This is a genomic window from Aquimarina algiphila (assembly GCF_947494415.1).
Lineage (GTDB): Bacteria > Bacteroidota > Bacteroidia > Flavobacteriales > Flavobacteriaceae > Aquimarina > Aquimarina algiphila.
Genome location: NZ_CANLVC010000008.1, coordinates 216,389 through 241,853 on the forward strand (window position 1 = coordinate 216,389; position 25,465 = coordinate 241,853).

Annotated in this window: 25 protein-coding genes; 13 read left to right on the plus strand and 12 right to left on the minus strand. The window is 31.6% G+C overall.

The window, feature by feature from the left end; translation table 11 throughout:
- The first annotated feature begins 8 nt into the window (after window positions 1-8).
- Both PQF96_RS18600 and PQF96_RS18605 read left to right on the plus strand, forming a co-directional pair.
- Window positions 9-497: an RNA polymerase sigma factor gene (locus PQF96_RS18600; protein ID WP_271767753.1), complete on the plus strand. Its 489-nt coding sequence runs from the start codon at window positions 9-11 to the stop codon at window positions 495-497.
- 5 nt (window positions 498-502) lie between these two features.
- Complete coding sequence (locus tag PQF96_RS18605) at window positions 503-1,114, plus strand: hypothetical protein (protein ID WP_160114263.1); 612 nt, start codon at window positions 503-505, stop codon at window positions 1,112-1,114.
- A gap of 72 nt (window positions 1,115-1,186) precedes the next feature.
- Here PQF96_RS18605 and PQF96_RS18610 read toward each other — a convergent pair whose 3' ends face one another.
- On the minus strand, window positions 1,187-2,365 hold the full coding sequence (locus tag PQF96_RS18610) for a M12 family metallopeptidase (RefSeq protein ID WP_271767754.1): 1,179 nt from the start codon (window positions 2,363-2,365) through the stop codon (window positions 1,187-1,189).
- Window positions 2,366-2,558: 193 nt separating this feature from the next.
- A complete protein-coding gene (locus PQF96_RS18615) occupies window positions 2,559-2,987 on the minus strand; it encodes a hypothetical protein (RefSeq protein WP_109437443.1) in 429 nt (142 codons plus the stop codon).
- Between the two features lie 232 nt (window positions 2,988-3,219).
- Between PQF96_RS18615 and PQF96_RS18620 the strand changes: the two genes are divergently transcribed.
- On the plus strand, window positions 3,220-3,633 hold the full coding sequence (locus tag PQF96_RS18620) for a hypothetical protein (RefSeq protein WP_271767755.1): 414 nt from the start codon (window positions 3,220-3,222) through the stop codon (window positions 3,631-3,633).
- Between the two features lie 8 nt (window positions 3,634-3,641).
- Here PQF96_RS18620 and PQF96_RS18625 read toward each other — a convergent pair whose 3' ends face one another.
- Both PQF96_RS18625 and PQF96_RS18630 read right to left on the minus strand, forming a co-directional pair.
- Window positions 3,642-3,965: an ArsR/SmtB family transcription factor gene (locus PQF96_RS18625; RefSeq protein ID WP_271767756.1), complete on the minus strand. Its 324-nt coding sequence runs from the start codon at window positions 3,963-3,965 to the stop codon at window positions 3,642-3,644.
- Window positions 3,955-4,383 carry an SRPBCC family protein gene (locus PQF96_RS18630; protein ID WP_271767757.1) on the minus strand — a complete coding sequence of 143 codons (429 nt, stop codon included), beginning with the start codon at window positions 4,381-4,383 and terminating at the stop codon, window positions 3,955-3,957. Before PQF96_RS18630 ends, PQF96_RS18625 begins: the two co-directional genes overlap by 11 nt.
- Before the next feature lie 182 nt (window positions 4,384-4,565).
- Between PQF96_RS18630 and PQF96_RS18635 the strand changes: the two genes are divergently transcribed.
- The 3 genes from PQF96_RS18635 (at window position 4,566) to PQF96_RS18645 (ending at window position 6,629) form a co-directional block, all read left to right on the plus strand.
- The gene (locus tag PQF96_RS18635) at window positions 4,566-5,411 is read left to right on the plus strand and encodes a sterol desaturase family protein (RefSeq protein WP_271768190.1); all 846 of its coding nucleotides are present in this window, start codon (window positions 4,566-4,568) and stop codon (window positions 5,409-5,411) included.
- A 22-nt stretch (window positions 5,412-5,433) separates the two neighbouring features.
- Window positions 5,434-5,832: a cupin domain-containing protein gene (locus tag PQF96_RS18640; protein WP_109437439.1), complete on the plus strand. Its 399-nt coding sequence runs from the start codon at window positions 5,434-5,436 to the stop codon at window positions 5,830-5,832.
- A 143-nt stretch (window positions 5,833-5,975) separates the two neighbouring features.
- Window positions 5,976-6,629, plus strand: coding sequence for a class I SAM-dependent methyltransferase (locus PQF96_RS18645; protein ID WP_271767758.1), 654 nt, complete (start codon window positions 5,976-5,978; stop codon window positions 6,627-6,629).
- A gap of 7 nt (window positions 6,630-6,636) precedes the next feature.
- Here PQF96_RS18645 and PQF96_RS18650 read toward each other — a convergent pair whose 3' ends face one another.
- On the minus strand, window positions 6,637-7,521 hold the full coding sequence (locus PQF96_RS18650; protein WP_271767759.1) for a helix-turn-helix domain-containing protein: 885 nt from the start codon (window positions 7,519-7,521) through the stop codon (window positions 6,637-6,639).
- A gap of 114 nt (window positions 7,522-7,635) precedes the next feature.
- On the opposite strand from PQF96_RS18650, the gene PQF96_RS18655 reads away from it, so the two are divergent.
- The gene (locus PQF96_RS18655) at window positions 7,636-8,634 is read left to right on the plus strand and encodes a YceI family protein (protein ID WP_271767760.1); all 999 of its coding nucleotides are present in this window, start codon (window positions 7,636-7,638) and stop codon (window positions 8,632-8,634) included.
- Here the strand turns inward: PQF96_RS18655 and PQF96_RS18660 are convergent.
- Window positions 8,623-8,991 carry a DUF779 domain-containing protein gene (locus PQF96_RS18660; RefSeq protein WP_109437436.1) on the minus strand — a complete coding sequence of 123 codons (369 nt, stop codon included), beginning with the start codon at window positions 8,989-8,991 and terminating at the stop codon, window positions 8,623-8,625. The genes PQF96_RS18655 and PQF96_RS18660 overlap by 12 nt on opposite strands.
- Before the next feature lie 11 nt (window positions 8,992-9,002).
- Window positions 9,003-10,526 (minus strand): aldehyde dehydrogenase family protein, encoded by a 1,524-nt coding sequence (locus tag PQF96_RS18665; RefSeq protein WP_271767761.1) that lies wholly within the window; start codon window positions 10,524-10,526, stop codon window positions 9,003-9,005.
- Window positions 10,527-10,813: 287 nt separating this feature from the next.
- Here PQF96_RS18665 and PQF96_RS18670 point away from each other — a divergent pair, with 287 nt between their 5' ends.
- Both PQF96_RS18670 and PQF96_RS18675 read left to right on the plus strand, forming a co-directional pair.
- Window positions 10,814-11,578, plus strand: a complete 765-nt coding sequence (locus PQF96_RS18670) for an SDR family NAD(P)-dependent oxidoreductase (protein ID WP_271767762.1) — start codon at window positions 10,814-10,816, stop codon at window positions 11,576-11,578.
- 188 nt (window positions 11,579-11,766) lie between these two features.
- Window positions 11,767-14,991 (plus strand): M14 family zinc carboxypeptidase, encoded by a 3,225-nt coding sequence (locus PQF96_RS18675; protein WP_271767763.1) that lies wholly within the window; start codon window positions 11,767-11,769, stop codon window positions 14,989-14,991.
- Window positions 14,992-15,071: 80 nt separating this feature from the next.
- Here the strand turns inward: PQF96_RS18675 and PQF96_RS18680 are convergent, their stop codons facing one another.
- The 3 genes from PQF96_RS18680 to PQF96_RS18690 are packed head-to-tail and all read right to left on the minus strand — an operon-like array spanning window position 15,072 to window position 18,843.
- The gene (locus tag PQF96_RS18680) at window positions 15,072-16,619 is read right to left on the minus strand and encodes an ABC transporter permease (RefSeq protein ID WP_271767764.1); all 1,548 of its coding nucleotides are present in this window, start codon (window positions 16,617-16,619) and stop codon (window positions 15,072-15,074) included.
- Between the two features lie 7 nt (window positions 16,620-16,626).
- Window positions 16,627-17,487, minus strand: a complete 861-nt coding sequence (locus PQF96_RS18685; RefSeq protein WP_271767765.1) for an ABC transporter ATP-binding protein — start codon at window positions 17,485-17,487, stop codon at window positions 16,627-16,629.
- A 33-nt stretch (window positions 17,488-17,520) separates the two neighbouring features.
- A complete protein-coding gene (locus PQF96_RS18690; RefSeq protein ID WP_271767766.1) occupies window positions 17,521-18,843 on the minus strand; it encodes a serine hydrolase domain-containing protein in 1,323 nt (440 codons plus the stop codon).
- Window positions 18,844-19,070: 227 nt separating this feature from the next.
- Here PQF96_RS18690 and PQF96_RS18695 point away from each other — a divergent pair, with 227 nt between their 5' ends.
- Genes PQF96_RS18695 through PQF96_RS18705 form a run of 3 tightly spaced genes read left to right on the plus strand, consistent with a single transcriptional unit; the run spans window position 19,071 to window position 22,165 of the window.
- Window positions 19,071-20,048, plus strand: coding sequence for a sensor histidine kinase (locus PQF96_RS18695; protein WP_271767767.1), 978 nt, complete (start codon window positions 19,071-19,073; stop codon window positions 20,046-20,048).
- Complete coding sequence (locus PQF96_RS18700; protein ID WP_271767768.1) at window positions 20,049-20,762, plus strand: LytR/AlgR family response regulator transcription factor; 714 nt, start codon at window positions 20,049-20,051, stop codon at window positions 20,760-20,762.
- Window positions 20,759-22,165, plus strand: a complete 1,407-nt coding sequence (locus PQF96_RS18705) for a leucine-rich repeat domain-containing protein (RefSeq protein WP_271767769.1) — start codon at window positions 20,759-20,761, stop codon at window positions 22,163-22,165. Before PQF96_RS18700 ends, PQF96_RS18705 begins: the two co-directional genes overlap by 4 nt.
- 21 nt (window positions 22,166-22,186) lie before the next feature.
- On the opposite strand, the gene PQF96_RS18710 is transcribed toward PQF96_RS18705, so the two are convergent.
- On the minus strand, window positions 22,187-23,251 hold the full coding sequence (locus tag PQF96_RS18710; RefSeq protein WP_271767770.1) for an Ig-like domain-containing protein: 1,065 nt from the start codon (window positions 23,249-23,251) through the stop codon (window positions 22,187-22,189).
- 12 nt (window positions 23,252-23,263) lie between these two features.
- Window positions 23,264-24,376, minus strand: a complete 1,113-nt coding sequence (locus tag PQF96_RS18715; protein ID WP_271767771.1) for a hypothetical protein — start codon at window positions 24,374-24,376, stop codon at window positions 23,264-23,266.
- A 172-nt stretch (window positions 24,377-24,548) separates the two neighbouring features.
- Between PQF96_RS18715 and PQF96_RS18720 the strand changes: the two genes are divergently transcribed.
- On the plus strand, window positions 24,549-25,337 hold the full coding sequence (locus PQF96_RS18720; protein WP_271767772.1) for a helix-turn-helix transcriptional regulator: 789 nt from the start codon (window positions 24,549-24,551) through the stop codon (window positions 25,335-25,337).
- The last annotated feature ends 128 nt before the right edge of the window (window positions 25,338-25,465 follow it).

Genomic DNA, 25,465 nt, shown 5'->3' on the forward strand with positions numbered 1-25,465 from the left:
AAGCTTATATGGCCAAAGAGTATGAGTTTACTCAAATTATTAAAGATCATGAAGGTGTTATTTTTAAAATAACGACCATCTATACTAATAATCATGAAGATCAGAAAGATCTCTATCAAGAGATTGTCTATCAGTTGTGGAAATCATTTGACAATTTTAGAGGAGATTCAAAAATTAGTACATGGATGTATCGTGTAGGACTTAATACCGCAATTACCAGATTAAAAAAGGAGAAGCGAAAAGTAAATCAAATTGGAATTGATCAGGTGATCATGAAACAAACAGATCAATACGATACAGAATTTGAGGAACGATTAAAGATTCTTTATGCACATATACATGGTCTTAATGAATTGGAAAAAGGATTAATGTTATTGCTTTTAGAAGGAAAAAAATACGAGGAAATAGCAAGTATAACAGGTTTGTCTCCTAGCAATGTAGGTACCAAAATTTCGAGAATCAAACAAAGGTTAAAGACACAAATTGTAAAAAAATAATGGGTATGGAATTAGAAGAAATGCAAGCAGTTTGGTCCCAAATGAGTGATCAGATAGAAAAACAAAAAAAATTAACGGATAAAATGATTATTATGATGACACAAGAGCAGTACAGAAAGAAATTGAATAAAATAGCATACCCGGAAATAATAGGAGCAGTCATTTGCTATAGTGTTGCAATATTGATCTTATTTAATCTCGAAAAACTAGATAATTGGTATTCATTAGTATCTGGATTAATATCAGTAGTTACACTTTTAGTATTACCTGTTTTATCTCTAAAATGGATAAGTAAAATGCGAAATATTAATATTTCTGGAAATAGCTATAAAGAAACATTGATTGAATATACTAAAGGGAAACAACGATTTAAAAAAAGTATGAAACTTGGATACTATTTAGGATTTGTACTCATGTTTGTTATTATGCCTGTTTCTTCAAAAATTATTAAAGGTAAAGATTTGTTTACAGAGACAAAATCTATTTGGCCAATAGTAATAGCCATTCCACTGGCAATTGTATTCTTTTTTGTTTTTACAAAATGGGTATATAAGTCTTATACTGGAAGTATGAATTCTGCAGAGGTACTAATTAAAGAACTTGAAGAAAAAGAATAAATTATTGTAAAATAAAAAGGGCTGTAAAAAACAGCCCTTTTAAATTTTAAAAATATTCAAACAAACAGATGTTTACGCTCCGCAACGTCCGTTGTTAGACCATCTTCCGTTAGATCCAAGAGTATATAAGAATCCGTTATAAGTTACTTTATCCCCTGCAGAATAATTATTATTTCTATTGTATTCTGAAACACCTTCACAAATATCTGCACTTACCGGTGTGTCAGTACATTCTGCAATTCTATTCCATCTTGTAAAATCTCTTTCGTATAAGAAACCTCTGTAGGTAACTTTATCGCCAACAGAATAGCTCTGACCTCTTACCCATGCGGCAATGCCTTCGCAAGGATTTACAGATGGATTTCCTCCACCACCTCCATCACCTGGATATGCGTTATTGGTTCCTTGGATATCCAAAGGAGAAATTGCAGCTCTTCTTCTAGGTAGAACGTTACCATTTAGATCTGTTATTGTAGGTTGACCATTTTTACTAAATGTATAGCTTCCGTACATCATAGTAGAATTAATGTCAAAATCTCTGGTAATTAGAGTTGCAGAATTACTTTTGAAAAACTGATCTTCTGCACCATCCTGAATATTATTGAAGTTGATAATAATATGATTATCTCTATCAGAACGATTTTGCTCATGGATATACCCTAAGGTATGTCCGATTTCATGGATAGTTACGACGGCACTAGTTCTCGATCCTAAACGAATAAAACCTCTAGAACCATTCATCCCTAATGTAGCAACCCCACAATTACAATTTCTACCATTACTGCTGATTGTTACATAATTAGGCTCATTGGTACGTTCTTTAAAACGAACATTTGTCTTACTAGTCCATTCATCCATAGATTTTTGAAGCTCGTCTCTAACAAATTGGTTTAATCCATTTTGGATAACATAAACAATGGTATTATTAGTCCATTTACGTACACCACCTCCAAGTCCAAGCTTTGCATTTACTTCATCAGTAGGTTCTTCTGTGTTAGAAACAGGGATAGCTGTGTCACTTAATTGATCTTCGAATAATCTAACATCAGTTCCTTGAAGGCTAAACGTGCCATCATTTTCTTTTTTCACACGAACACGTTCTCCTAAGAAAAACTTTTCTATAGTTTGTTCTTCTTGACTAGTGGGGTCTGTTGACTGATCAAATTCTTCATTTTTTTCGCAAGAAATAAATGATAGGGCAATGGCAAGAACACCAATTTTTAATCCATTTAATACTGTCTTTGTTTTCATTAAGTTTGATTTTGAGTTTATGACAATTAATAGTTTTACAAGTAGGTTAACTAGTCAAAAACTCATATTAGTGTTTAAGATGATGTTAAAAAAATTGTTAAAGTTTCTTAAAAAATGAAGGTATTGAAATTAAAAAACCTGAATCTATGATCATGATTCAGGTTGTGAATGGCACTAATATATTCTTAACTAATTAGGAAATCCAGCCCTTTGATGTAGAATTTTTAGAAAACCACACTAAAAAGAGTGCAACAACTACAACGATAATAGGCATAATGATTCGTGCCCCGGATAATGGTATAAAATCTTGTAAAAAGAAATTATAAGTCGTTTGAGCAAGGACGCCAATGAGGGATAAAATAAGTAGGGTAGAAGCCCATTTTTTCTTAATCAATAGTGCTATACACCCCAAAGCACCCGCAAATACGGCAATAGCAAATGCTGCTGTTACCCAAGCGGGTGTATTATTATAAAAATTCTGGTCAGCTTCTGGCAATGCCTTTAACGCTTCTTGTGTCATATATGCTTGACCAATATAGGCCATGACTCCCATAATATTCCATATAAGAGCCACAACAGCAATTATCCAGAACCATATGGGTGGTTTGTTTATTGTTTTCATAATTCATTGATATTAAGTTGTTTGTTTGTAACAATGTAATCAGAAACTGTGTGAATTACAAATTTGAGAAAACACTGGTCATAATTGATTTTTTGAGATTTGGTTCAAGAAGTTTATGGGTTTTAGTATTAAATGTTATCAAAATTATAAAATCTACAATCGTAATGAGTTTTTAACTAGATTCGCGCCTTCGAACAACGAACTCATTTTGCTCTTAAACCTAGTAATGAATATGTTGAAACCATTAATGAAAGAAAGGCTTATTCAGAAATATAGCCTTGATATGGGTGAGGTCTTTTTTTTTGAGAATTATCTAATTATTGAAGTCGCAGAAGGTATATGTTTTAATCACGAAAAAGCAACCGAACTCTCTCTGCTAACAAATTTACATTTTGGTAACCGTCCTTTTGGTTACATTTCTCATAGAATAAATTCATACTCTTTAAAACCTACGGATTATATGAAAATAAGGGAGGTGTTTCCAAATCTTGCAGTATTTGTGGTTGTTGCATATACTACCGCACAAGAAATTAGCGTAAAAATAGAAAGAATATTTTATCATGATAAGATAAAGATATTTGAAACACTTGAAATGGCAGTAGCTTCGGTTAAGAAGCATCTTGAGCTGGAAACGCAAGAGAAATAAATACCTGTTTAAGCGTTTTTATCTAAATAACTACTTAAGTTATCTAATGCACCATCCCAAAATTTCTCGTAAAATTTTAGCCATTGATTTACTTCTTTAAGAGGGTTCGTATTTGCATAACAAAAACGCTCTCTACCTTTTGTTTTTATTCTAATCAAGCTAGCATCTTCCAAAGTTTTTAAATGCTTGGTAACTCCCTGGCGACTAATATTGAATTGCCCTGATATTTGAGTAATAGGCAGGGCAGTAGCAGCTACTACCAGAGCATGAAAAATTTCACGTCTGGTAGGATCAGCTATAGCTTTTAATATCTTAGTGATTTTATCTTGCATGGACATCTTGTTTTAAATATTTTGATAGGCCAGAAATACAGTTATCCCAACCTCCATTAAAACTAGTAAACATTGTAACGGCATTTTCTCCCAAGTACTTTGAAATTCCAGAATGCTCAAGCAATAACTTCGTACCTTCTTCGGTTTTCTCGAGTTCCCATTTTACAGTAGTTTCAATATTGGTTTCAGCCACAATCCAGGTATAAATAAGAGTATAGGGGTTAGCTTTCTTTACTTCTCCTGTAATTTGGGAACAGTTTTGCTCCTTGGGAGCCGTAAAAGTGTATTTATAACCTGGTTCTGCTTTAAAATCGGCTTCAATAAACCAGTTAGAAATTTGTTCTTGTTTGGTAATAGCATTCCAAACATTATCTATAGAATGATTAAGTATATGTTCTTTACGAATTACATCTTTCATATTAATTATTTTTGTTGATTAAACAATGTATAGCAAAATGATATCAATGCGCAACTATATAGTTGCAAATATAAAGATATTTTTCAAATACGCAACTTTTTGGTTGCGCAAATAGTCCGTTTTCATTCCATATTTATTTCAAAACTATTGGTAATTTATTAAAAATGGAATATTTTGTAGCTATGGAAAGTATAATGAATTATTTCGAAACGATACCTTCATTACATCGCAGTTTAATATTGGTAGGAGGAATTACATTTTTCTGGTTAGTTGAATATGCCGTGCCATTATTTAAATTTAAGTATAAGAAGTTTAAGCATGCCTGGCCTAATATTTTCTTTACGTTAACCACCATCGTTATAAATTTTGTTTTAGCTTTTATTCTATTAAAAACCAGTGATTGGACAGTTGCTAATAAATTTGGAGTGATTCAATGGTTAGGTTTACCTCTTTGGGCTTCTGTATTACTGGGTGTAGCTTTACTGGATCTTATAGGTGCATGGTTAGCTCATTATGTAGAACATATGGTAAAACCTTTATGGATGTTCCATTTGGTTCATCATACAGATCATCATGTAGATACCACAACAGCAAATAGACATCATCCAGGAGAAAGTATTATTCGTTTTGTATTCACTACGCTTGCTGTACTTATAGTGGGAGCTCCTGTAGGGATAATCATGTTATATCAATCTCTATCAGTTGTATTATCTCAATTTAATCATGCCAATATATCGTTACCTAAAAAAGTTGATGATATCATAAGCTGGGTTATCGTTTCTCCTGATATGCATAAAGTACACCATCATTACGTACTTCCATATACAGATACAAACTATGGGAATATTTTTTCTATTTGGGATAGAATTTTTGGAACATTTGCCAAAATAAGAAAAGATGATTTGATTTATGGAGTAGATACTTATCCTGATGTAGACGCTAATTCAAATATAGGAAAACTCTTAAAACTCCCCTTTTTGGGATATAGACCACCTACAGTGAAAAAAGTTAAAAAAAGCAATTCTTAATTTGGTTTTCAAATTACTATTTATGAAAGAGTTATGTGTGATATTCTTTTTTTTAATTTCAACCACCATACTTTGGTCTCAGGGTAAATTTTCGGCATACGATATTAAACCAGACAAAGAGTTTGAAAATGTATTGGTTAAAAAAATATTTACTGATCCTCATACTTCTACCTTTGTCATATGGATTAAAAATGAAGTAAAACCACATCAACATTTGAAACATACCGAACAAGTTTTTATACTTGAAGGGAAGGCTAATGTCTGGTTAAATAAGGAAGAAATTGTTGTGCAGGCTGGAGATTGGATAACTATACCAGAAAAAACAATTCATGCGGTTAAGGTGATTTCTGAAACCCCTTTGAAAGTTATTTCAATTCAAACTCCAGAATTCAAGGGAAAAGACAGGGTTTTTATAGAGTAAATAGAGACATCATATCATAATAACCTTAAGTAAAATATTCCTGATCATATTTTTCTTCTAAAACACAAACTTTTCATAAAATAGATAGTTTCAACGTTATTTAGAGGTATTTTGAATACTTAAATACTGTAAAAGTGATGATTATGAAACGATCTATGCGATTTTTGATATTTTCAATTTTAGTTTTGGGAATGGACCTATGTTCTGCTCAGTATAAACAAAAAGATTGGGAAGAGAGAGATACGTGGATGAACGTACCAGAATTATTAAAATTAACAGGAGTAACAACAGGAAGTGTCGTAGCAGATATTGGTTCTCATGAAGGATATCTTACCATTCACTTGTCTAAACAAGTTAATAAAGCGGGTAAAGTTTATGCCGTAGATGTGAGAAAAGATCGATTAGAACAATTGGACAAACATCTGGAGGAAAGAAAAATTACTAATGTAAAAACAATATTGGGTGATTATGATAATCCAAAATTACCTAAACAATCATTGAATGTAGTTATTGTTATGGATACCTATCATGAAATCGATGATTATATGAAGGTGCTAGATCATATTAAAACATCACTTAAACCAGATGGACGTATTATGATTTTGGAAAAATTTAAAAGCCATGTTCGTAATAAATCCAGAGAAGAACAAACGGATGAACATACAATATCTTTAAGATTTGTAAAATCTGAATTAGAAAAGGCTGGTTTTTCAATTTCTAAAGAAATTAAAGATTTTGGGAATTGGAAAAATGAATCGAATAAAAAAATGTGGATACTAGTCGGGGTAGTGCGTTAAATGAAGATTATGAGATTTCAATTTTATATCCGACCCCATGAACATTAATTATTTTTACAGACGAATCTGTATTTAGTTTTTTTCTTAGTTTAGAAATAAACATATCCAGACTACGGCCAACAACTATCCCATGATCTTCCCAGACTTCTTTAATCAATCGTTCTCTTTTAATAAGTTGATTAGGATTTTGGCTAAAGATCTTTAAAATTTCAGACTCTTTAGAAGTTAAGTTTATTTGGCTTTTTTCTATTTTTAATAACTGTAGTTCATAATAGAATTTAAATTTCCCTAATTCTATGCCGGTTGTAGCATTTATGGAATTATTCTTCTTTTTTCTAAAAAATATAAATCCTGTTGAAAGTGATACCAAAAGAAGTACTAAAGCAGAAATTGGATATATTTTAGAACCAGATGCGGATTCTTTTATTAAAAAAAGGACCCGTATTTTATAACAACTAGAAGGTAGTGTTCTTCCAGAACATGGAATAATATCATTTTCCTTTGGCCCCATAATTTGATAGCTATAAGCAACCTCTTTGATACTACAATCAATTACCTCAATTATATAATCTTCTGGTAAGTTAGAAGCACTAAAAGTGGATTTGATAGAATGAACTAAAACATCAGGTTCGATATATAATTCGTTTTGAAAAGAAACAATATATTCATAATCCTTAACCTCTTTTACAGGTAATATAAGAGAAGTAGAATCATTCTCAGCAAGTAATAATGTATTACCAATATCTCGCAAAGCAATTTTGACTCTTTCAGAAAAATAAGAAGGGTTTTCTTTTTGATAAAAACCAGATAAAATTAACGATCCAAAAATTATGAATAATAACCCAAATAATTTTCTATGATTTTGTTTGATATTATAGCTAAAAAACTTCAATTAGTATCAATTTTACATTTAAGTTACACTTTTTTACAATCCTTTTAAAAGCTTAAGGTAGCTCCAATTCTATATTTAACTTTCATTAATAACTTCAAACAAAATAACATAAAAATGAAAGTAACCCATAAAAAATACATAAAGAATTTTATAGCACTACTTATGATAAGTTTATTAGTCATAGTAACATCATGTGGCAATAATACAGATGATAATAAAAGAATAATTACAACATCTTCTGGTTTACAATATAAAATTCTAAAAGAAGGTAGTGGAGGAGTCGTACAAAAAGGACAGGAAATACATATTCATGAAACTACAAAATATATGAATGGTTCTTTGGTTTTTTCTTCTAGAAATTTGCCAAACCCGATTAAAATTTTGGTAGGAGGTAATCAGGTTATTAAGGGGCTTGATGAAGGAGTATTGGGGATGAAAGTAGGAGAGGTTAGAAAATTAATTGTTCCACCAGAACTCAGTAAGAGAATGGGGAATATAACTTTTCCCCATCCGGATTCAACATTAGTATATGAGGTAGAATTAATAGATATCGTACAAAAAAATAAGTTTGCCGCAGAAAACAAAGTTTTTATTGATACAGTTGCCAGTACAATTAATTGGAGAGGCTTTTATGCTTTGAAAACAGGAGATCATTTTGGTACAATAAAATTGAAAGAAGGAGAATTTTACACAGAAAATAACAGAATCATTGGAGGAGAATTTTACATTGATATGAATTCAATTGTGAATACTGATGGTAAGTACAACGAGATGTTGGTGGATCACTTAAAAAATTCTGATTTTTTTGAAGTACATGTTTATCCAATATCAAAATTAAAAATCATTGGTATTGAATATATTACTAGTTCAAAAGTTAACATTACAGCGAACTTAACCATAAAAGGTATTAAGCAACCAGTTAATTTTATTGCAGAAATTGAAAATAAGAATAATCAAACTATATTGAAATCTAAATTTAGTATAAATCGTACCAGATGGGATATAAACCATGCATCAGGAAGGTTTCATATTCACCTCACTGATCAAATGATATCAGATGATATAGAATTCGATGTGGTTTTATATTCAGAAACAGGTAAGTCATCCTGTTAAAACTGGCTCTAATTTTTTTATTTCAGTTTCTGTGAAGATTCGGGATTTTGTTACGAATCTTATTCCCATAGGAATTTCAAGAGAAAAGCTAGCTCCTCTGCCAGGTATAACATCTATTGTAAGTTGCGTATGTTTCCAGTATTCAAATTGATCGCTAGACATATAAAAATCACACCCATGAATTACTCCAAGTAATACATCGGTTTCATTAATCATTAATTCACCCTTAGGGAAACACATGGGAGATGATCCATCACAGCATCCTCCGCTCTGATGGAACATTAACTCTCCATGTTCTGTACTAAGGGTGTCGATTACAGCTTTTGCTGCATCGGTAATCTTAACACGTAAAATCATATTATCTAATTTTAGAAAAAGCCCATCGCTTTTTTATCATAAGAGATCAACATATTTTTGGTTTGACGATAATGATTAAGCATCATTTTATGGTTTTCTCGTCCAATACCAGATTTCTTATATCCTCCAAAAGGAGCATGTGCAGGATATGTATGGTAGCAATTCACCCAAACACGTCCGGCTTTTACAGCTCTAGAAATTTGATAAGCCTGATGTGTATCTCTTGTCCAAACTCCAGCACCTAATCCATAGAGTGTATCATTTGCAATTTCAATTGCTTCTGCTTCATTTTTGAACGTAGTTACACATGCTACAGGACCAAAAATCTCTTCCTGGAATACACGCATTTTATTATTACCTTTTAGTAATGTAGGTTTTACATAATATCCATGTTCCAGCCCTTCAATATAAGCAGATTCTCCACCCGTCAATACTTCACAACCTTCGTCTTTTCCAATATTTATATAATTAAGGACTTTTTCAAATTGATCATTAGACGCTTGTGCCCCCATCATAGTTTGAGGATCTAGTGGATGTCCTAGTTTAATAGCTTCTGTACGTTCTATTACACGTTCTATAAACTTGTCATATATACTTTCCTGTATTAGAATTCTGGATGGACATGTGCATACCTCTCCTTGATTAAGGGCAAACATAACCGCACCTTCAATCGCCTTATCAAAGAAATCATCATCAGCATCCATAATACTTTCAAAAAAGATATTTGGTGATTTTCCTCCAAGTTCTAAAGTAACAGGAGTAATGTTTTTAGAAGCATACTGCATTATTAGTTGTCCAGTTGTGGTTTCACCTGTAAATGCTACTTTATTTATACGAGGGCTTGAAGCTAAAGGTTTACCAGCTTCAGCTCCAAATCCATTAACTACATTAAGTACGCCATCAGGCAACACACCTTCAATTAGTTCCATTAAAAGCATAATACCTACCGGAGTTTGCTCTGCAGGTTTAAGAACAATACAATTCCCTGCTGCCAAAGCAGGGGCAACTTTCCATGTTGCCATTAATATTGGAAAATTCCACGGTATTATCTGACCAACAACTCCCAGAGGTTCCTGAACATTTAGACTTACTGTACTTGAATCTAATTCACTTACAGAACCTTCTTCTGCACGAATTACACCAGCAAAATACCTAAAATGATCTATTGCCAAAGGTAAATCAGCTGCCAATGTTTCTCGTATTGCTTTTCCATTATCCCAGGTTTCTGCACGAGCTAATACTTCAAGATTTTCTTCTAATATTGATGCAATTTTTAATAAACAATTACTGCGATAGGTTACTGAAGAGTTATTCCATTCTGGAGCTGCAGACCATGCAGCATCAATTGCCAGTTCAATGTCTTCACTGGTAGAACGAGCTATTTTTGTAAAACTAGTTCCATCAACGGGAGAGATGTTGTCAAAATATTGCCCTTTTACGGGTGCTACCCATTTTCCGCCAATATAATTTTCATATTGACTTTTAAAGCTGGGTTTTTCCATTTTACTTTTAGGAGATGCTTGTGAGATACTCATAATTTAAGAATTAAGGTTTTTAAGTAATAAAAATGTGTGTATTTTGTCTAAAGGTGTAACTTGTTGACAAGAAGAGGTCTATCCTTAAATATACGGTATTTTTATTAATCTGCTTAACGAGTTGTCGTTAATATTTTGTTGTATATTTTTAAAAGAATTACTAAGTAACAGAACGTAAAACTTACAGGTATTTTATTGCCTTTAGTTGATACATTATTACACTACTCTTTTATAATAATTTTATACAATTACCTTATTTTTATATTCAAGCTAAAGTATATATGATAATGATAGACATTGATTTGAAAGGAAAAACGATTCTAGTTACCGGAGCTTCTAATGGAATAGGGAAAGAAGGAGCCGAGTTTTTAATGAAAATGGGAGCAAGAGTGGCTGTACATTTCAATACGAATAAAAAAGCTGCCGAAACGCTGGTTAGCTTATATCCTCATACAGGATCAAAAACTTTTGGAGCTGATATTTCTATAGAAAAAGATATCTATAAACTTTTTGATGATGTTTGCCATGAATTTGGAAAAATTGATGTTATTATACTAAATGCGGCAGTGTTTCTACCTCATTCTATTAAAAAGAATGCTAAGGATTGGTTTTCGGTCTGGAAAAAAACTATGGATGTTAACCTAAACTCTGTAGGGCTGCTTACTAAATTAGGCATAGATCACTTCATTAAAAATGGAGAAGGAAGATTTATATATATAGCAAGTAGAGCAGTATTTAGAGGAGAAACAGAAGAATACTTAGCATATGCAGCCTCCAAAGGAGGAATGGTTTCCTTAGCCAGAAGTATTGCTCGATCTTTTGGGAAACAAAACATTAAATCCTTTATTATTGCTCCCGGATTTACACGTACACAAATGGCTGAAAACTTTATTGCAAATCATGGTGAACAAAAGGTTCTGAATGAAATTGCACTTAATGAACTTACAAAACCAAAAGATCTAACCCCATTGATTGGATTGATGTGTTCGGGGTTAATGGATCATGCCACAGGTGCAACCATTGATATGAATGCAGGAAGCCATATTAGATAGGTCCAGTTGTTTTAATAAAGAAAAAGAATATAAATACATTCTAAAATACTGGTTTTAAGAGTGATTACTCCTTTGATATCGTTGTTTCTATTGAATTGTTATTGAATTTATAGTATCTTTAGATTACCAATTTATTACGCATTTTATTAAATCAATAATTAACTCAATTTAAATCACTCTTAAAACCGATGAAAAACACATTCTTATTAGTGCTTTTGGTGTCATGCACCATGAGCATCTCTCTTGTTGCACAAAAAAGTAACAAAGAACTCGCCAACGAATACCTTACTATTAAGGGGGAAGTAATTTTTAGCTTTGAAGTAAAAAACAAAGCAGAATTAAGCACAATTACCAAAGAACTATCTATTGTACATTATGATGATGCTAACAATATTGTAAAAGTAATGGCCAATAAAAATCAGTTTTCTTCATTTTTAAAGAAAGAAATAAATTTTACCCTTACTACAGAAGATAATATTGTTGGAGAAAGATTAATGACTTCTGATCTTGCAGTGAAAGCAACTAGTTATCCGCTTACAGCGTATCCAACATATGCTGATTATGTAACTATGATGAATGAGTTTGCAACCGATAATCCTTCTATGTGTAAAGTAGAAAATATTGGAGCCACAACAGAAGGAGATAAATCCATATTATTTGTAAAATTATCTGATAATGTTGATCTTAATGAACAAGAACCAAGGGTAATGTATACATCCTCTATGCATGGAGATGAAATTGCTGGATATCCAATGATGCTAAATCTAATTGATTATTTACTTGATGCATACAAGGATACAAGTCATCCAAAACATGCAGAAATTAAAGATCTTCTTGATAATAACGAAGTTTGGATTAATCCATTAGCAAATCCAGATGGGACCTATAGAAATAGTCCAAATAACACATCTGTAGCAAATGCAACTAGAGGAAATGCAAATAATGTGGATCTAAATAGAAATTATCCTGATCCAGATGATGGAGTGAATCCGGATGGTAATGTACATCAAATAGAAACACTTGCTTTCATGAATTTTGCCGCGTCCAAACATTTTGTATTATCTGCTAATTTTCATGGGGGAATAGAATTGATTAATTATCCTTGGGATACGTATGCAGGAGCTCACCCTGATCAGGATTATTTTATTCATGTTTCTGAAGAATATAGAGATTTATGTCAAGCTAATAGCCCTGCTGGATATTTTGATGCTTTGAATAACGGAATTACCAATGGTTTTGCCTGGTATGAAGTACAAGGAGGAAGACAAGATTATCAGATTTATAATCATAAAGGAAGAGAAGTAACCGTTGAGTTATCAGATAATAAAACCCCGGCTGCTAGTCAGTTGGTAAATTTTTGGAATTATAATCGAGATGCTCTTATTGCATTTTTAAAACAGGTAAATTATGGGATACACGGCGTGGTTACTGATGCCGTTACTAACCAGCCTATCGAAGCAAAAGTAACTGTAATAGGACGTGAGAGTTATGAATCATGGGTACCTACAGAACTGCCAGAAGGAGATTATTATAGACCAATAAAAGCGGGGACATATGATATTTTATATGAAGCAGAATGCTATGAATCAGTTACATTAACTGGTGTTACCGTAGCAGATTATGCTACAGTCATTAAAGATGTTCAATTAACACCAATTGGGGGAGTGGCACCTACTGGATTAGTTGCTTCAAATATTCAAACCACAACAGCTACGCTAAGTTGGAGTGCTAATTCTGGAGCTACTTTTGATGTGAGATATCGTGAGACCGGAACTACAAACTGGACAACTTTATCATCTGATACGAATACAATTAATATTACAGGATTAACACTTTCTACCGCTTATGAAGCGCAAGTAAGAAGTAACTGTGCAGGCGGAGCCAGTTCTCCGTACGGAACATTAATTAATTTTACAACTACAGACGCACAACCTTGTACAGGAATAAGTAACTTTCCTTATAATGAGAGTTTTGAAACTGGTATAGGAGTATGGATCAATGAAACTGGAGATGGTATTGATTGGACTCGTGATTCTGGAGGTACACCTTCATCTTCAACAGGTCCTTCTGCAGCACAAGATGGTTCTTTTTATTTGTATACAGAGGCTTCTGGTAATTCTAATAATAAGATTGCACTTCTTACCAGCCCATGTATTGATCTAGCTTCGCTTTCGGGTGTCTCATTAGAGTTTGGATATCATATGTATGGATCTAATATGGGAAGCATGGAGGTTTTAGTAAGTACAGATGATGGTGTTAATTATACTTCAATCTGGACAAAAAGTGGAGATGCGGGAAATACCTGGAATCAAGCATCAGTTGATTTGTCTGTTTATGCCGGATCGGTTATCAAATTACAATTTAAAGGAACTACAGGATCAAGTTTCAGAAGTGATATGGCTATAGATAACCTTGTGATACGATCTTCTGCACCAGATACTGAGTCACCTTCAACACCAACATCACTTACTGCAGGAGCAATTACAGGAACTACTGTAAGCCTTTCCTGGAATGCATCTACAGATAATATTGCGGTTTCCGGATATGAAATATATCAAGGAACAACACTCATTACTACAGTTACAGGAACCAGTCATGTGGTATCAGGTTTATCACCAAACACTGCATATACTTTTTCAGTTAAAGCCAGAGACGCTGCAGGAAATACTTCTTCATCAAGTGATATTATTAACGTGACCACAGTAGAAACCACAATTACGTATTGTACTTCTACAGGAACTAATGTCAGCTTTGAATATATTGACTATGTTGAAATAGGAGGTATTGCAAATTCAACTGTGGCCAATGGAGGTTATGGAGATTTTACAAGCTTGGTAGGATCAATTGGTTATGGAGCCAATACCATTATATTAAGTGCAGGATTTGCTAATACAGCATATCGAGAACATTTTAGTGTTTGGATAGACTATAATCAAGATGGTGTTTTTGATACTACAGAACAGATAGTCTCGAATTCATCAAATAGTAGTGCTAATCAATCCTTTAATTTTGATGTTCCTAATACTGCTTCTTCGGGTAATACCAGAATGAGAGTATCTATGAAATATAGTACAGCTTCAGGAGCTTGTGATACATTTACCTATGGAGAAGTAGAAGACTATACAATAAATATTAGTACGTCAACCCTTTCTAAAGAGAATAACCTTACTCAATTAGGAATGAATGATATATTTTTGTATCCAAATCCGATAGAGCAAGGTGTACTATTTATAAAAGGTATACATCAGAAAGATGTAGCGTTTAGAATTGTAAATTATATTGGTCAAACTGTGATGAGGGATAAGTTATCAGAAGACAATATTAATGTGACAAATTTACCTGAAGGAATGTATATCTTAGAAGTAAATACAGGTCAAAAGACTATTGCAAAAAGATTTATCATTCATAAATAATTTTAAATATATATACATAATATCAAAAGCTTCCGAAAGCATATGTTTCGGAAGCTTTTTAATTTTCTTAGTATCACTATTTATATTTTTTTTAGCTCTATACTTCTAATAGTATAACTCACGATTAATAGAAAAGCTGAGACTATGGTTATTGCCATAAGATATGTATGATGATGATGTAATCCTCCATAGTAATCTGTAAATGGTATAGCATTAATGTTGGTATAAGTAAGCATAAAAAATATGATTTCGAATAACTTTTTTCCATTACTTAAAATTCCTAATACAACTGCAAGAGAAACAATAAATACACCTCCTAATATAATCGTTGTAATGTGAGCAAAATCAAGCAGTGTCAAATACCTTACCAGTAATGGTGTGGCTAATAAAAGCGCTAATAAAATCCCTGATATCACTTGAGATAGAAGAAGTCTTCTAAGTGGTCGGTACGAAGCAAAAGTAAAGAAGTGTGTATTAAAGTTTTTTTCTTTGGTTACTAAAGAAGACCATCTGCTTACCTGAAGAAACCAAAGTATAGGTAATATGATTTGATGTGCGACAGATAGAGGAGCAAAACAAAGCGATAACACTCCTATGATGTTAAGTACCCATAACCATTTATGTCCGCTTCTTACAAGCAATACAAATTCGGTTTTTATTAATGGTAAAACCCTGAAAGACTTTTCAATTTTTGGTAGTTTCGAAATATTAATATCACTTTTAATCACAGTTTTTAATACATTTTCTATCTTTTTGGGTTGAAAACGTTCTTTAATTTTGAATCTATGAAAAAATATAGAAGCAAAACCTAATAAAAACAGACCTAATCCCATCCATGCCAATCGGCTTAGAAGAAATGATCCGGGAAAATGAATTCCTTCAAAAGTAAAGTATTTGGTTTTTGAAATATTTCCCAAAGCATATCCAATAGATAACCCTGATGTATTCTCTATATTTGAAATTTCCCGCACTGATTCTTCCATTTGGTCCAGAATAATTCTGGTGCCAAAGATATCCCATCCAAATTCTTTGGTTCCGAAATTGTCATTAACCAGTATTAGTGAAAAAAGAAAGAAAAATAGTATATTTTGTAGTACGGGAATACGTCCTAAAAAAACTTCAAAGAAAACTGCTAGTACAGAAATAAAGAGTAACGAAGGTAGTACTATAACGGCGTAAGGAATAATAAACTGGAGTATTTTAAAAGGGTAACCAGTACTGTATATAAAAAAAAGTAAAATACTCATTATAAATATAATGAACGCGATTGTAGACAGGATTAAAAAGTTTCCAATGGCTTTAGATAATAGGTATTGAAAATTAGAAATCTTAGTAGTTGCTATAATTTGTCCTATTTTACTGGATATATCTTTTTTAATTCCACTATTAACCAAATAAAACCCTACTAGAGAAAGAAAGATGCTTGTCATTATAGCGGTTACATAGCCGATCCATTCTGAGTTATAGTAACCTTGATAATCACCAATACGTATGGTAGAATACGTAGCATCAGGAGGTGGAATAAAAGTATACGCTATGGCTAAACTAATACATAATGTAATTAGGAATGGATAACTACGCGTTCGTTGCAGATAGTCAGATTTTAGTAAGATTATAAACTTTTTCATGTCTTTATTATCTTTTAGTTAGGTATAGATACGCATCTTCAAGGGTTGCTTGACATAGTTTGCTATCTTTTGGGTTTTCTTCGGAAATATAACGCACGATAATATTTTCCTTTTTGCGAATTGTATTTAAGATTACATGGTTAGCACTAAAACCAGATATTGCTTCTTTGGTAATGGTAGTTTCATATACTTTGTCTTTAATCGAATCAACAATTGTATTTTGGGATGCTTTGGTAAGTAGTTGCCCATCTTTCATTATTGCAACTTCGTCTGCAATGGTATCAATATCAGAAACAATATGAGAGGACAGAATAACGATACAGTCATTTGCTAATTCTGAGATTAGATTTCTAAAACGTACACGTTCTTCTGGATCCAAACCAACAGTAGGCTCATCAAATAATACTATTTTAGGATGATTGAGCAATGCTTGTGCAATTCCGATACGTTGTTTCATACCTCCAGAATAATTTCCTATAGGTTTTTTTGCAACTTCTGTTAAATTTAATCCCTCTAATAAAAGAGCAATCCTTTGTTTTAATTGTGTACCTCCAATACCTTTTAATGCGGCCATATACTCAAGAAATTCATAAGCATTCAAGTTTGGATATACTCCAAAATCCTGCGGAAGATACCCTAATTGTTTGCGCATATAGTTTGGATCTTTAATAATATTGTTTTTGTTTAAATGTATAGCCCCGTTAGTAGGTTTACTTATGGTCGCAATCATTTTTAGTAAGGTGGATTTTCCTGCTCCATTAGGACCTAATAGTCCTAGAATTCCTTTTTCAATACTAAGGCTGTAATCTTTTAATCCGTATTTTTTTCCGCTGTATTTTTTGGATACGTTTTGTATATCTAATTTCATCTTTGCTATTTTTAAGGTTAATGTGTAGATGTACTATTTGGTTACTCTTTTTAATTCTGCTTTAAAACTATCTTGTCTAAAGGTGATGATGCTTTTATCTGTTGGTTTTCTTTGTAATCTCACACCGACTTTGACATCATATAGTGTATTAATATCTTCATAGGCCAGAAGGACTTTTTGGCCTTGAATGAGCATGTACATTTCATTATTTTCTGCAACGATCTCCAATTTTGCATTGGCTTCAACCAGATTATATTCTCCCACAAAATCTTTAAAATCAGCAACTATATTTTGATTTAATGATGTAGTTACTTTTTTACTATTAGAATAATCTAACATATCCTTTTGTATGGATGCTTTGAAGGGAATACTACGGTTGTTACTAAATAATAGGACCAAGTTTTTGGTTGTTGGATCATATGTGTTTCTAAAAGCGTATCCAATGTTATTTCCTCCATGACCATAATGTATTGTGTTATCATGAGTATAAGACATTAGCCCTAGTCCATATTTTTCTTCTGCAGAAGGAATCATTTTATTTACGGTTTCTTTTTTTAGAAGGATTTCAGTTTCAAATAGACCAGTATAGAATTTTTCCATGTCAAAAAGGGTAGAAGCAATACTTCCGGCTGAGAATGCATAATCAGCAAAAAAACGATAATCCAAAAGCTCATATACGTCCTTGTTTTTATCGTATGGTCGAGCTAAATTTTTAATTGTTTTAGAGACATAAGGATAAGAATCATCCATTTGTAATGGAATAAAAATTCGCTCCCTTAATAAATCAAAGTAGTCCTTATCTGTTACTTTTTCTATAATTTTTCCAAGGAGAATATAGTTAGAGTTACAATATGAATAATGACCAACCATTGACGGATCACTTTTTGGAAATTTATTTAATACATTTTTACGATAAACAGAGTCCTTGGTAGCATAAAAATACACTCGAGTATCTCTACCAACAATTTCACCAAGACCACTTTGGTGTTTCAATAATGATTCAATGGTAAGCGAACCATCAACATTTTTAATAGGAGAGAGATAAGCACCAATACTGTCTGTAAGTTGTAATGTTCCTTTTTCCTCCTCTTGTAGTATTAGTATCGCGGTAAACGTTTTTGTAGCACTCCCCACATTAAAAACGGTATTACCATTTAGATCAAAATTTCCTAGACTTGTTGTTTCTGTAGTATTATTTTTTTTAATCAGAATTCCCACCCCTTTATTTTCTTGCTTAAGTTTTGTGGTATATTTATTTGTAATAGATGATAAGGTTTGTTCTTGAGCGGATATAGCATTGAATATGGCTAAACAAGCAAGGATAACATATAATATTAAATTTTGGATGGTTTTCATAATGATTGATTTTTGAATTAATACATTTCAAAAGTCATGTTAAAACCATACATAAAAAATAAAGAGTGACCAATGGATTGGTTTTGATGATCAATAGGAGTAAAATCTCGATAATGACCTTAATCAGCAAATTAGATATGTTCACAAGGAAAAGACTTCCTTTCATCATTAATATAAGTGTTTTCGAAGCATTTTCTAGTATTTTTGGGAGCAATTAAATAAAAAACATGTCTAAACTAGATCGATTTATAGATAACAAATTTGTACAAAATATAGTCGTATGGATTTTTATCATGTTAATACTCGCGATGTCTATACAAGCAGAAAATAGACTTCTTACGGCTGTTTTTGCTGTACTGTTTTTGATTTTCCCAGTATATATAAACAATCTCAAAATAGTTCCTTTGTTTAATAGAAAAAATAAACTATTGGGAATATTATTGTTCTGTTTAAATGCATTTGTTTTTAGTAGTATTGCCGTATATTTTATGAGTAATTATTTTGAAAAGTTTGAATGGCGTATGCTATACAATCTATTTTCAGTTATGATTTTGGCATTGCTTTTTAGCACTGCTATAAAAATTGCTAAAGACAGTTTTATACGTAGACAAGAGATAAAAGATGCTGAATTAAAATTACTTAAAGCACAATTAAATCCTCATTTTTTGTTTAATACTTTAAATAATTTGTATGGATTATCTGTAGTAAATTCTAATAAATTACCTGATTTGATGCTCAAATTATCAGACTTACTCAGGTATAGTTTATATGATACTAAAGAACAATTAGTTCCTTTACAAAAAGAAATTCAATATCTGCAAAACTATATATCTTTAGAACGAATACGTTTAGAAGACAAAACAAATATAGTTCTAAATGTTCCTTCTGATACGGGAGCTTTATATATAGCCCCAATGCTATTAATAGTATTTGTAGAGAATGCATTTAAACATTTGGGAGTTTCTAAAAAAGATGAAAATAGAGTAGTGATTGACTTGCAACTTAATGAAAGGGAATTAATGTTTATTTGTAAAAATACTATCGATACATCTGAAAATCTTGAGTCTGATTTAGAACAAGGAAAAAGCGGAATCGGTTTGGAAAATGCAAAAAAACGTTTGAATTTAATATACCAAGACAGGTATATACTTGACATAAATGAAGGAGAGGAAGAATATAATGTCCAATTAACATTACAACTTTAAATGAAACTATTAAAATGTATTATCGCAGATGATGAGCCTATTGCTCGTCAGATCTTAGAAAATTATATTGGACAAGTCCCAAATTTGGAATTAATAGCATCTTGTAAAGATGCTTTTGAGGTAATGGAGTTATTGCAGAAACAAATGGTTGATATTTTATTTTTGGATATAAATATGCCAAAATTATCAGGATTAAGTTTATTGAAAACGATGATAGACCGTCCAGAAGTCATTATTACAACAGCGTATCCAGAATTTGCTTTAGAAGGATTTGAATTATCGGTAACTGATTATTTGTTAAAACCTTTCTCATTAGAACGTTTTATACAGGCAGTACTAAAAACTCAAAAAAAGAATATTGTAGAAAATGATATAAAAATCATTTCAGAGAAAGAGGAACTACCTAAAGCTATTTTTGTAAAAAGTGACAAGAGACTCATAAAAATACGTTTTGAGGACATTCAATATATAGAAGCTTATGGAAATTATATTAAGATTTTTACTGATACTATGGTGTTAACCCCTAATACATTATCCGATTTTTATGAGAAACTCCCGAAAGAGAATTTTATTAGAATTCATAAATCTTTTGTGATTAATTTCAACGAATTAAAATTGATAGAAGGGAATCAACTTATACTTAATAGTACTAAGGTTTTACCGATAGGAAAATCATATAGAAAACTAGTACTAGATAAAATAGACGGAATATGATATTATTACATCTTTTAAAAATAACAAAAACGTCATTGATTTCTATTTTAATAATACTATTTGGGTATTCTAATGTTAATGCTCAAAAAGATACTTACCCTAGTTATATAATAAAAGCTTTTGAGAATAAACAAAACATTGAATCTTTAAGTTTTGATAAATGGGAACCCTCAGTAATACCAGATTCTATAGGAGTTTTTAGCAATTTAAAAGATCTAAAAATATTTAGAAACCAACTTAGCGAATTACCAGAATCAATAGGGGAGCTAACCAATTTAGAAATATTCTTTATTTATGAAACTAACCTTAAAGAAATACCGCAGTCATTTACTAAACTCATCAAATTAAAAGATTTAAGAATTACACATGGTAAAATAAAAGAAATATCATATTTGATGAGATTAAAAGAATTGAGAACACTTGATCTTGCAAATAACAATATAACCCATGTACCAAAAGAGATTGGGGATTTGAGTCATTTATATTGGTTAGAATTTCATAATAATAAACTGACTTATCTTCCTGAATCTATAGGGAAACTTACAGAATTAGAGATGTTAAGGGTGAACAAAAATAAATTAAAAAGATTGCCAGAATCCATCGGTAATTTAAAAAATCTGGAAATGCTCGAACTTTATAAAAATAAGTTGCGTGATTTACCTGATTCGTTTAAAAACCTGACCAGTCTCAAAAGACTATATTTAATAGATAATAAGTTCGATGCTTTGCCTACCGTAATTGGAGATTTGAAAACCTTGCAATCACTTAGTATTGGAGGGTTAGGGCTAAAGACTGTTCCTGAATTTATTGAAAATCTAACAAATTTAAAATCAATAGGTTTAGAAAGAAATAAATTAAAAGAATTTCCAGAAGTAGTGAGTACGTTAGAAAATTTAGAAACTCTGGTTCTTAATCAAAATAAGATAAAAACTTTACCACAATCAATAGCAAAGCTCACTAAACTAAAGAAATTATATGTATTGGATGTGAAATTAGATAGTTTTCCTGATGCAGTTAGTCAGCTAAGAAATTTGGAGTTTTTGATGCTTAATGAAAATAGTATAAAAAGTTTACCACAATCTTTAACAAACCTAACGAAACTTGAGGAGATATATTTATCAGATACAAAATTAGATGTTTTTCCTGAAGTTATAAAAGATATGGAGATGTTAGAAGAACTAGATCTAAGTAAAAATAACTTAAGTAACATTCCAGATTTAATAGGTAATTTAAAAAATTTAGAGGTATTAATTCTTAACAAAAATAAATTAAGAAATTTACCAGAGACGATTAAACATTTAGTGAATTTAAAAAGACTAGAGATAACTCATAATAAGCTTACAGAAGAAGAGAAACAGAAAATAAAACAATTATTGCCAGAATCTTGTAAGATTTATTTTTAAATCGAGATCAAAGCCCACCTTTTATTTAATACCAAATTCTAGTTTATATTCATTGTAAAGTTGCTTCTTATCTAAAATACTAACTTCACTATCAAATAATCTATTTAGGTTGTTTCCTGCCAGATCTTCTAGGCGAGAATCAATCAAAACTTGATATTGCCCTTTTTTCCATGGATGTTTTGGAGTAAAAATTAATGTTGATTCATTGTTTGTTAGTTGCCATTCTCCATAGATTTCTTGTTTTTCAGCATTAATAATTTTCATGCTATTTAGGGTACTACCATAGTCCATGGATTCACCAAGAAGAATAACCAAATCATCATTGTTTTCTGGAGGTAAAATTTTGAAAGAACCCATACTGGGCTGTATTCGATCTGTATGAGTAATTTTAAACAAATGAGTAAAATCTTTTTGCATAGAAACACCTTGTCGGTCCTTTATGTTTTTTAATACGATTAATTGATACATAGCATCGTTTTCGAATACTGGCCCTAATTGTTTGTTAGGAATTAAATCACGTTTTTGTCGCCCGGGCTCTATCCAGACAGTTAACAGTTTTCCGTCTTCACTAATAAGAGCATTTTCAAGAGATAAAGTAGTCCTTGATAATGTATCTCCCTGATTATTTATAAAACGAATATAATCGTACACATGAACTTCATTAACGGGCTTAGAAAATTGTACATACCACTTTAACAGGTTCGAAGGGAGTGATTTTACAGAAGGATAAATCGCTTCTACCGCAAGATAATTATACGCTTCAGGTATCTCTAAAGTAAAATATTCTATGGTATTGTTATATATAAAGGTATACTCCTGATTCCATCCAAAAGGCACCAATGGTGTAAAATGAAGTTCTAGCTCATCTATCTGTATTGTACCCAGTATGGGATGTGTACGATCAAGTTCTTCTTCAGAAATTTGGCCTCTATACACCTTAAGATTATTAGAAAGGTTAAACTCATCTGTTATAGTAAGACGGGTTTTGCCAAAGCTAAACCTTGGAGATGTCTGCGAGAACATCCCCAAAACAAAATAAAACGATATAAATATGACACTAACAATGCTTTTAAACTTGTTATGCATGGCTTGTTAGTATTATTTTTCGATCCACCAGGTACGTCCTTGTTTTAAAACTAAATTTCCATTCGATTCTCGTTGTACGATTAAGAAACCAGATGGTCCGTAGTTATCTAATTGTTGGACATTTACAAAAGGTAAATTTACATAATCAACACCTACAGCAGCTCCTTTTTTGATAACAGGAGTAGTGAGAGAACCTTCATAAGCTTCTAAATCAGAAAATTCCATTTTCATTAGAGGTCTATTACTATTGGCAATAAGTAAATATCGTTTCCCTCCATTTTCCACTTCAATCATATCTACAGGACTGTTTCCACTGCCGAGTTCTGCCACAGTTCTTCCTTTGTTATGAACACCTGGTTTGATTTGATCTGTAGGAAATATGACCAATGGGGTGCATGTATATCCAGCAATAATATGAGAACTCCCTTTTATCTTAGTAGGAACAAATGCTTTTATAGGAGCATGTGTTTCATATTTACCATGTGCCGCATGATAAATTTCTAGAGAGCTGTAATTCTGTTCTTTAGTAAATGGAAAATCGATTGACCGAAAAGTGGATCCAAATTCTTTATTACTTAAACCAGATAACATAATTTTTCCTGAAGTATATTGCATATCTGCTACCGCCCACTTACGAAGTTCTCGACCTCGTTTGTCTTTTGCATCCATTGCGATTGGATCAAGTAAAGAAGTTTTGCTATGAGAAATATTATCTAGAGATACTGGTTTTAATTTATTATTATCTACCTTAAATAATATAGCAGTTCCAGAACCATGATGTACAGATAAATAAATATTATTATTCTCTGGATTAACAGCCATATCAGTAATTTGTATTTGGTCTGTTGTAGTACCTAACATATCAGCAATAAGTTGATCCAAAAGGTCTATTTTTACCATACTATTATCAACTTTTGGATGTGAACTTACGTCAATTGCAACTATCTGTGCAGATTTACTATCCCCAATAAATAATATGCCTTTGGGTCCGAAGGTTATAGAATTAATTGATTTAATCTCAGGATTACCGGTAGTAAAATTAGCTTTTAAAGAAGAATTTGCGTTACCGGTGATGGTCAAAAAAAATAGAATCAAAGTGATGATGAATGTTACTAATGTTTTCATGGTGTGCGATTTATAGAATGATCGATGTTTTTAAAAGTAAAGAAAAAGTAGTATGTCTACAGTTAAAGAATTGCTAATATGATTAAGAGCATTTTTTAGTGGCATTATATTTGCGCAAAAATTATCTTTATATTTAAGAGTATTTGCTGGATTTCTAATTTGATAACATGCCATGATCTCATTAAAAACTAAAGAGTTTTTAGGTAAAACAACAGAACAGTTTTCTTTTGATAATTATGATATTTCTATGGTTAAATATCATCAACCAGTGTCAGAAGATTGGCATTCTCATGAAAAGTATCATCTTTCCTTAGTTTTACAAGGGGGTAACTTAGAATCTAGAAAAGGAAAGGATATTCAGGTGCTACCCGGAAGTATCATATTATATGATAGAGAAGAAATACATCGTAATCGGCATACCGCATTTCCTTCTGAGAATCTTAATATAGAAATAGATGATCTATTCTTTATGCAAAATGAACTTTCAACTTCTGATTTTAAAACATCAATACTTAAAAATACAGAGGTTCAGTTTGAATTATTAAAGATATATAAAGAACTACGAGTTAATGATATCTCTTCTTCAGTATCTGTTCATTCGTCATTACTTACCTTGTTTTCGGGTTATAATAAAGCAACTGACTGCAAACCTCCCTGGGTAGATGTTATTAGAGAGTTATTATGTGATCGTTGGAATGAGTTTATAACACTCGAAGAATTATCTCAGGAGCTTCATATACATCCTGTTACGATTTCAAGATATTTTTCCAAATACTTTAATTGTACGCTTGGAGAGTATATGCGCAGAATCAAAATAGAAAAAGCCATTTTATTTTTAAAGCATAGTAATAAGTCTCTCACAGAAATTACTTTTTTATGCGGTTTTTCTGATCAAAGCCATTTTTCGAAGATATTTAAGCTCAACACAGGTTTTAGACCTTATGAATTTAGAAAAATATAATAGATTATTTCTTCTAGGTTAATTTCATCCTATTTTTTAAGCTTTTTTCTTCATTAATTTACATAACTAGTAGTGTATTACATTATTCATATAATTAATTAAGTCATTCAATAATCATGAAACAAGCA

Bases quoted from the DNA above. Each gene is read 5' to 3' on its own strand.
- PQF96_RS18600 (WP_271767753.1), top strand. From the start codon at position 9: ATGGCCAAAGAGTATGAGTTTACTCAAATTATTAAAGATCATGAAGGT.
- PQF96_RS18605 (WP_160114263.1), top strand. From the start codon at position 503: ATGGAATTAGAAGAAATGCAAGCAGTTTGGTCCCAAATGAGTGATCAG.
- PQF96_RS18610 (WP_271767754.1), bottom strand. From the start codon at position 2,365: ATGAAAACAAAGACAGTATTAAATGGATTAAAAATTGGTGTTCTTGCC.
- PQF96_RS18615 (WP_109437443.1), bottom strand. From the start codon at position 2,987: ATGAAAACAATAAACAAACCACCCATATGGTTCTGGATAATTGCTGTT.
- PQF96_RS18620 (WP_271767755.1), top strand. From the start codon at position 3,220: ATGTTGAAACCATTAATGAAAGAAAGGCTTATTCAGAAATATAGCCTT.
- PQF96_RS18625 (WP_271767756.1), bottom strand. From the start codon at position 3,965: ATGCAAGATAAAATCACTAAGATATTAAAAGCTATAGCTGATCCTACC.
- PQF96_RS18630 (WP_271767757.1), bottom strand. From the start codon at position 4,383: ATGAAAGATGTAATTCGTAAAGAACATATACTTAATCATTCTATAGAT.
- PQF96_RS18635 (WP_271768190.1), top strand. From the start codon at position 4,566: ATGGAAAGTATAATGAATTATTTCGAAACGATACCTTCATTACATCGC.
- PQF96_RS18640 (WP_109437439.1), top strand. From the start codon at position 5,434: ATGAAAGAGTTATGTGTGATATTCTTTTTTTTAATTTCAACCACCATA.
- PQF96_RS18645 (WP_271767758.1), top strand. From the start codon at position 5,976: ATGAAACGATCTATGCGATTTTTGATATTTTCAATTTTAGTTTTGGGA.
- PQF96_RS18655 (WP_271767760.1), top strand. From the start codon at position 7,636: ATGAAAGTAACCCATAAAAAATACATAAAGAATTTTATAGCACTACTT.
- PQF96_RS18660 (WP_109437436.1), bottom strand. From the start codon at position 8,991: ATGATTTTACGTGTTAAGATTACCGATGCAGCAAAAGCTGTAATCGAC.
- PQF96_RS18665 (WP_271767761.1), bottom strand. From the start codon at position 10,526: ATGAGTATCTCACAAGCATCTCCTAAAAGTAAAATGGAAAAACCCAGC.
- PQF96_RS18670 (WP_271767762.1), top strand. From the start codon at position 10,814: ATGATAGACATTGATTTGAAAGGAAAAACGATTCTAGTTACCGGAGCT.
- PQF96_RS18675 (WP_271767763.1), top strand. From the start codon at position 11,767: ATGAAAAACACATTCTTATTAGTGCTTTTGGTGTCATGCACCATGAGC.
- PQF96_RS18680 (WP_271767764.1), bottom strand. From the start codon at position 16,619: ATGAAAAAGTTTATAATCTTACTAAAATCTGACTATCTGCAACGAACG.
- PQF96_RS18685 (WP_271767765.1), bottom strand. From the start codon at position 17,487: ATGAAATTAGATATACAAAACGTATCCAAAAAATACAGCGGAAAAAAA.
- PQF96_RS18690 (WP_271767766.1), bottom strand. From the start codon at position 18,843: ATGAAAACCATCCAAAATTTAATATTATATGTTATCCTTGCTTGTTTA.
- PQF96_RS18695 (WP_271767767.1), top strand. From the start codon at position 19,071: ATGTCTAAACTAGATCGATTTATAGATAACAAATTTGTACAAAATATA.
- PQF96_RS18700 (WP_271767768.1), top strand. From the start codon at position 20,049: ATGAAACTATTAAAATGTATTATCGCAGATGATGAGCCTATTGCTCGT.
- PQF96_RS18705 (WP_271767769.1), top strand. From the start codon at position 20,759: ATGATATTATTACATCTTTTAAAAATAACAAAAACGTCATTGATTTCT.
- PQF96_RS18710 (WP_271767770.1), bottom strand. From the start codon at position 23,251: ATGCATAACAAGTTTAAAAGCATTGTTAGTGTCATATTTATATCGTTT.
- PQF96_RS18715 (WP_271767771.1), bottom strand. From the start codon at position 24,376: ATGAAAACATTAGTAACATTCATCATCACTTTGATTCTATTTTTTTTG.
- PQF96_RS18720 (WP_271767772.1), top strand. From the start codon at position 24,549: ATGATCTCATTAAAAACTAAAGAGTTTTTAGGTAAAACAACAGAACAG.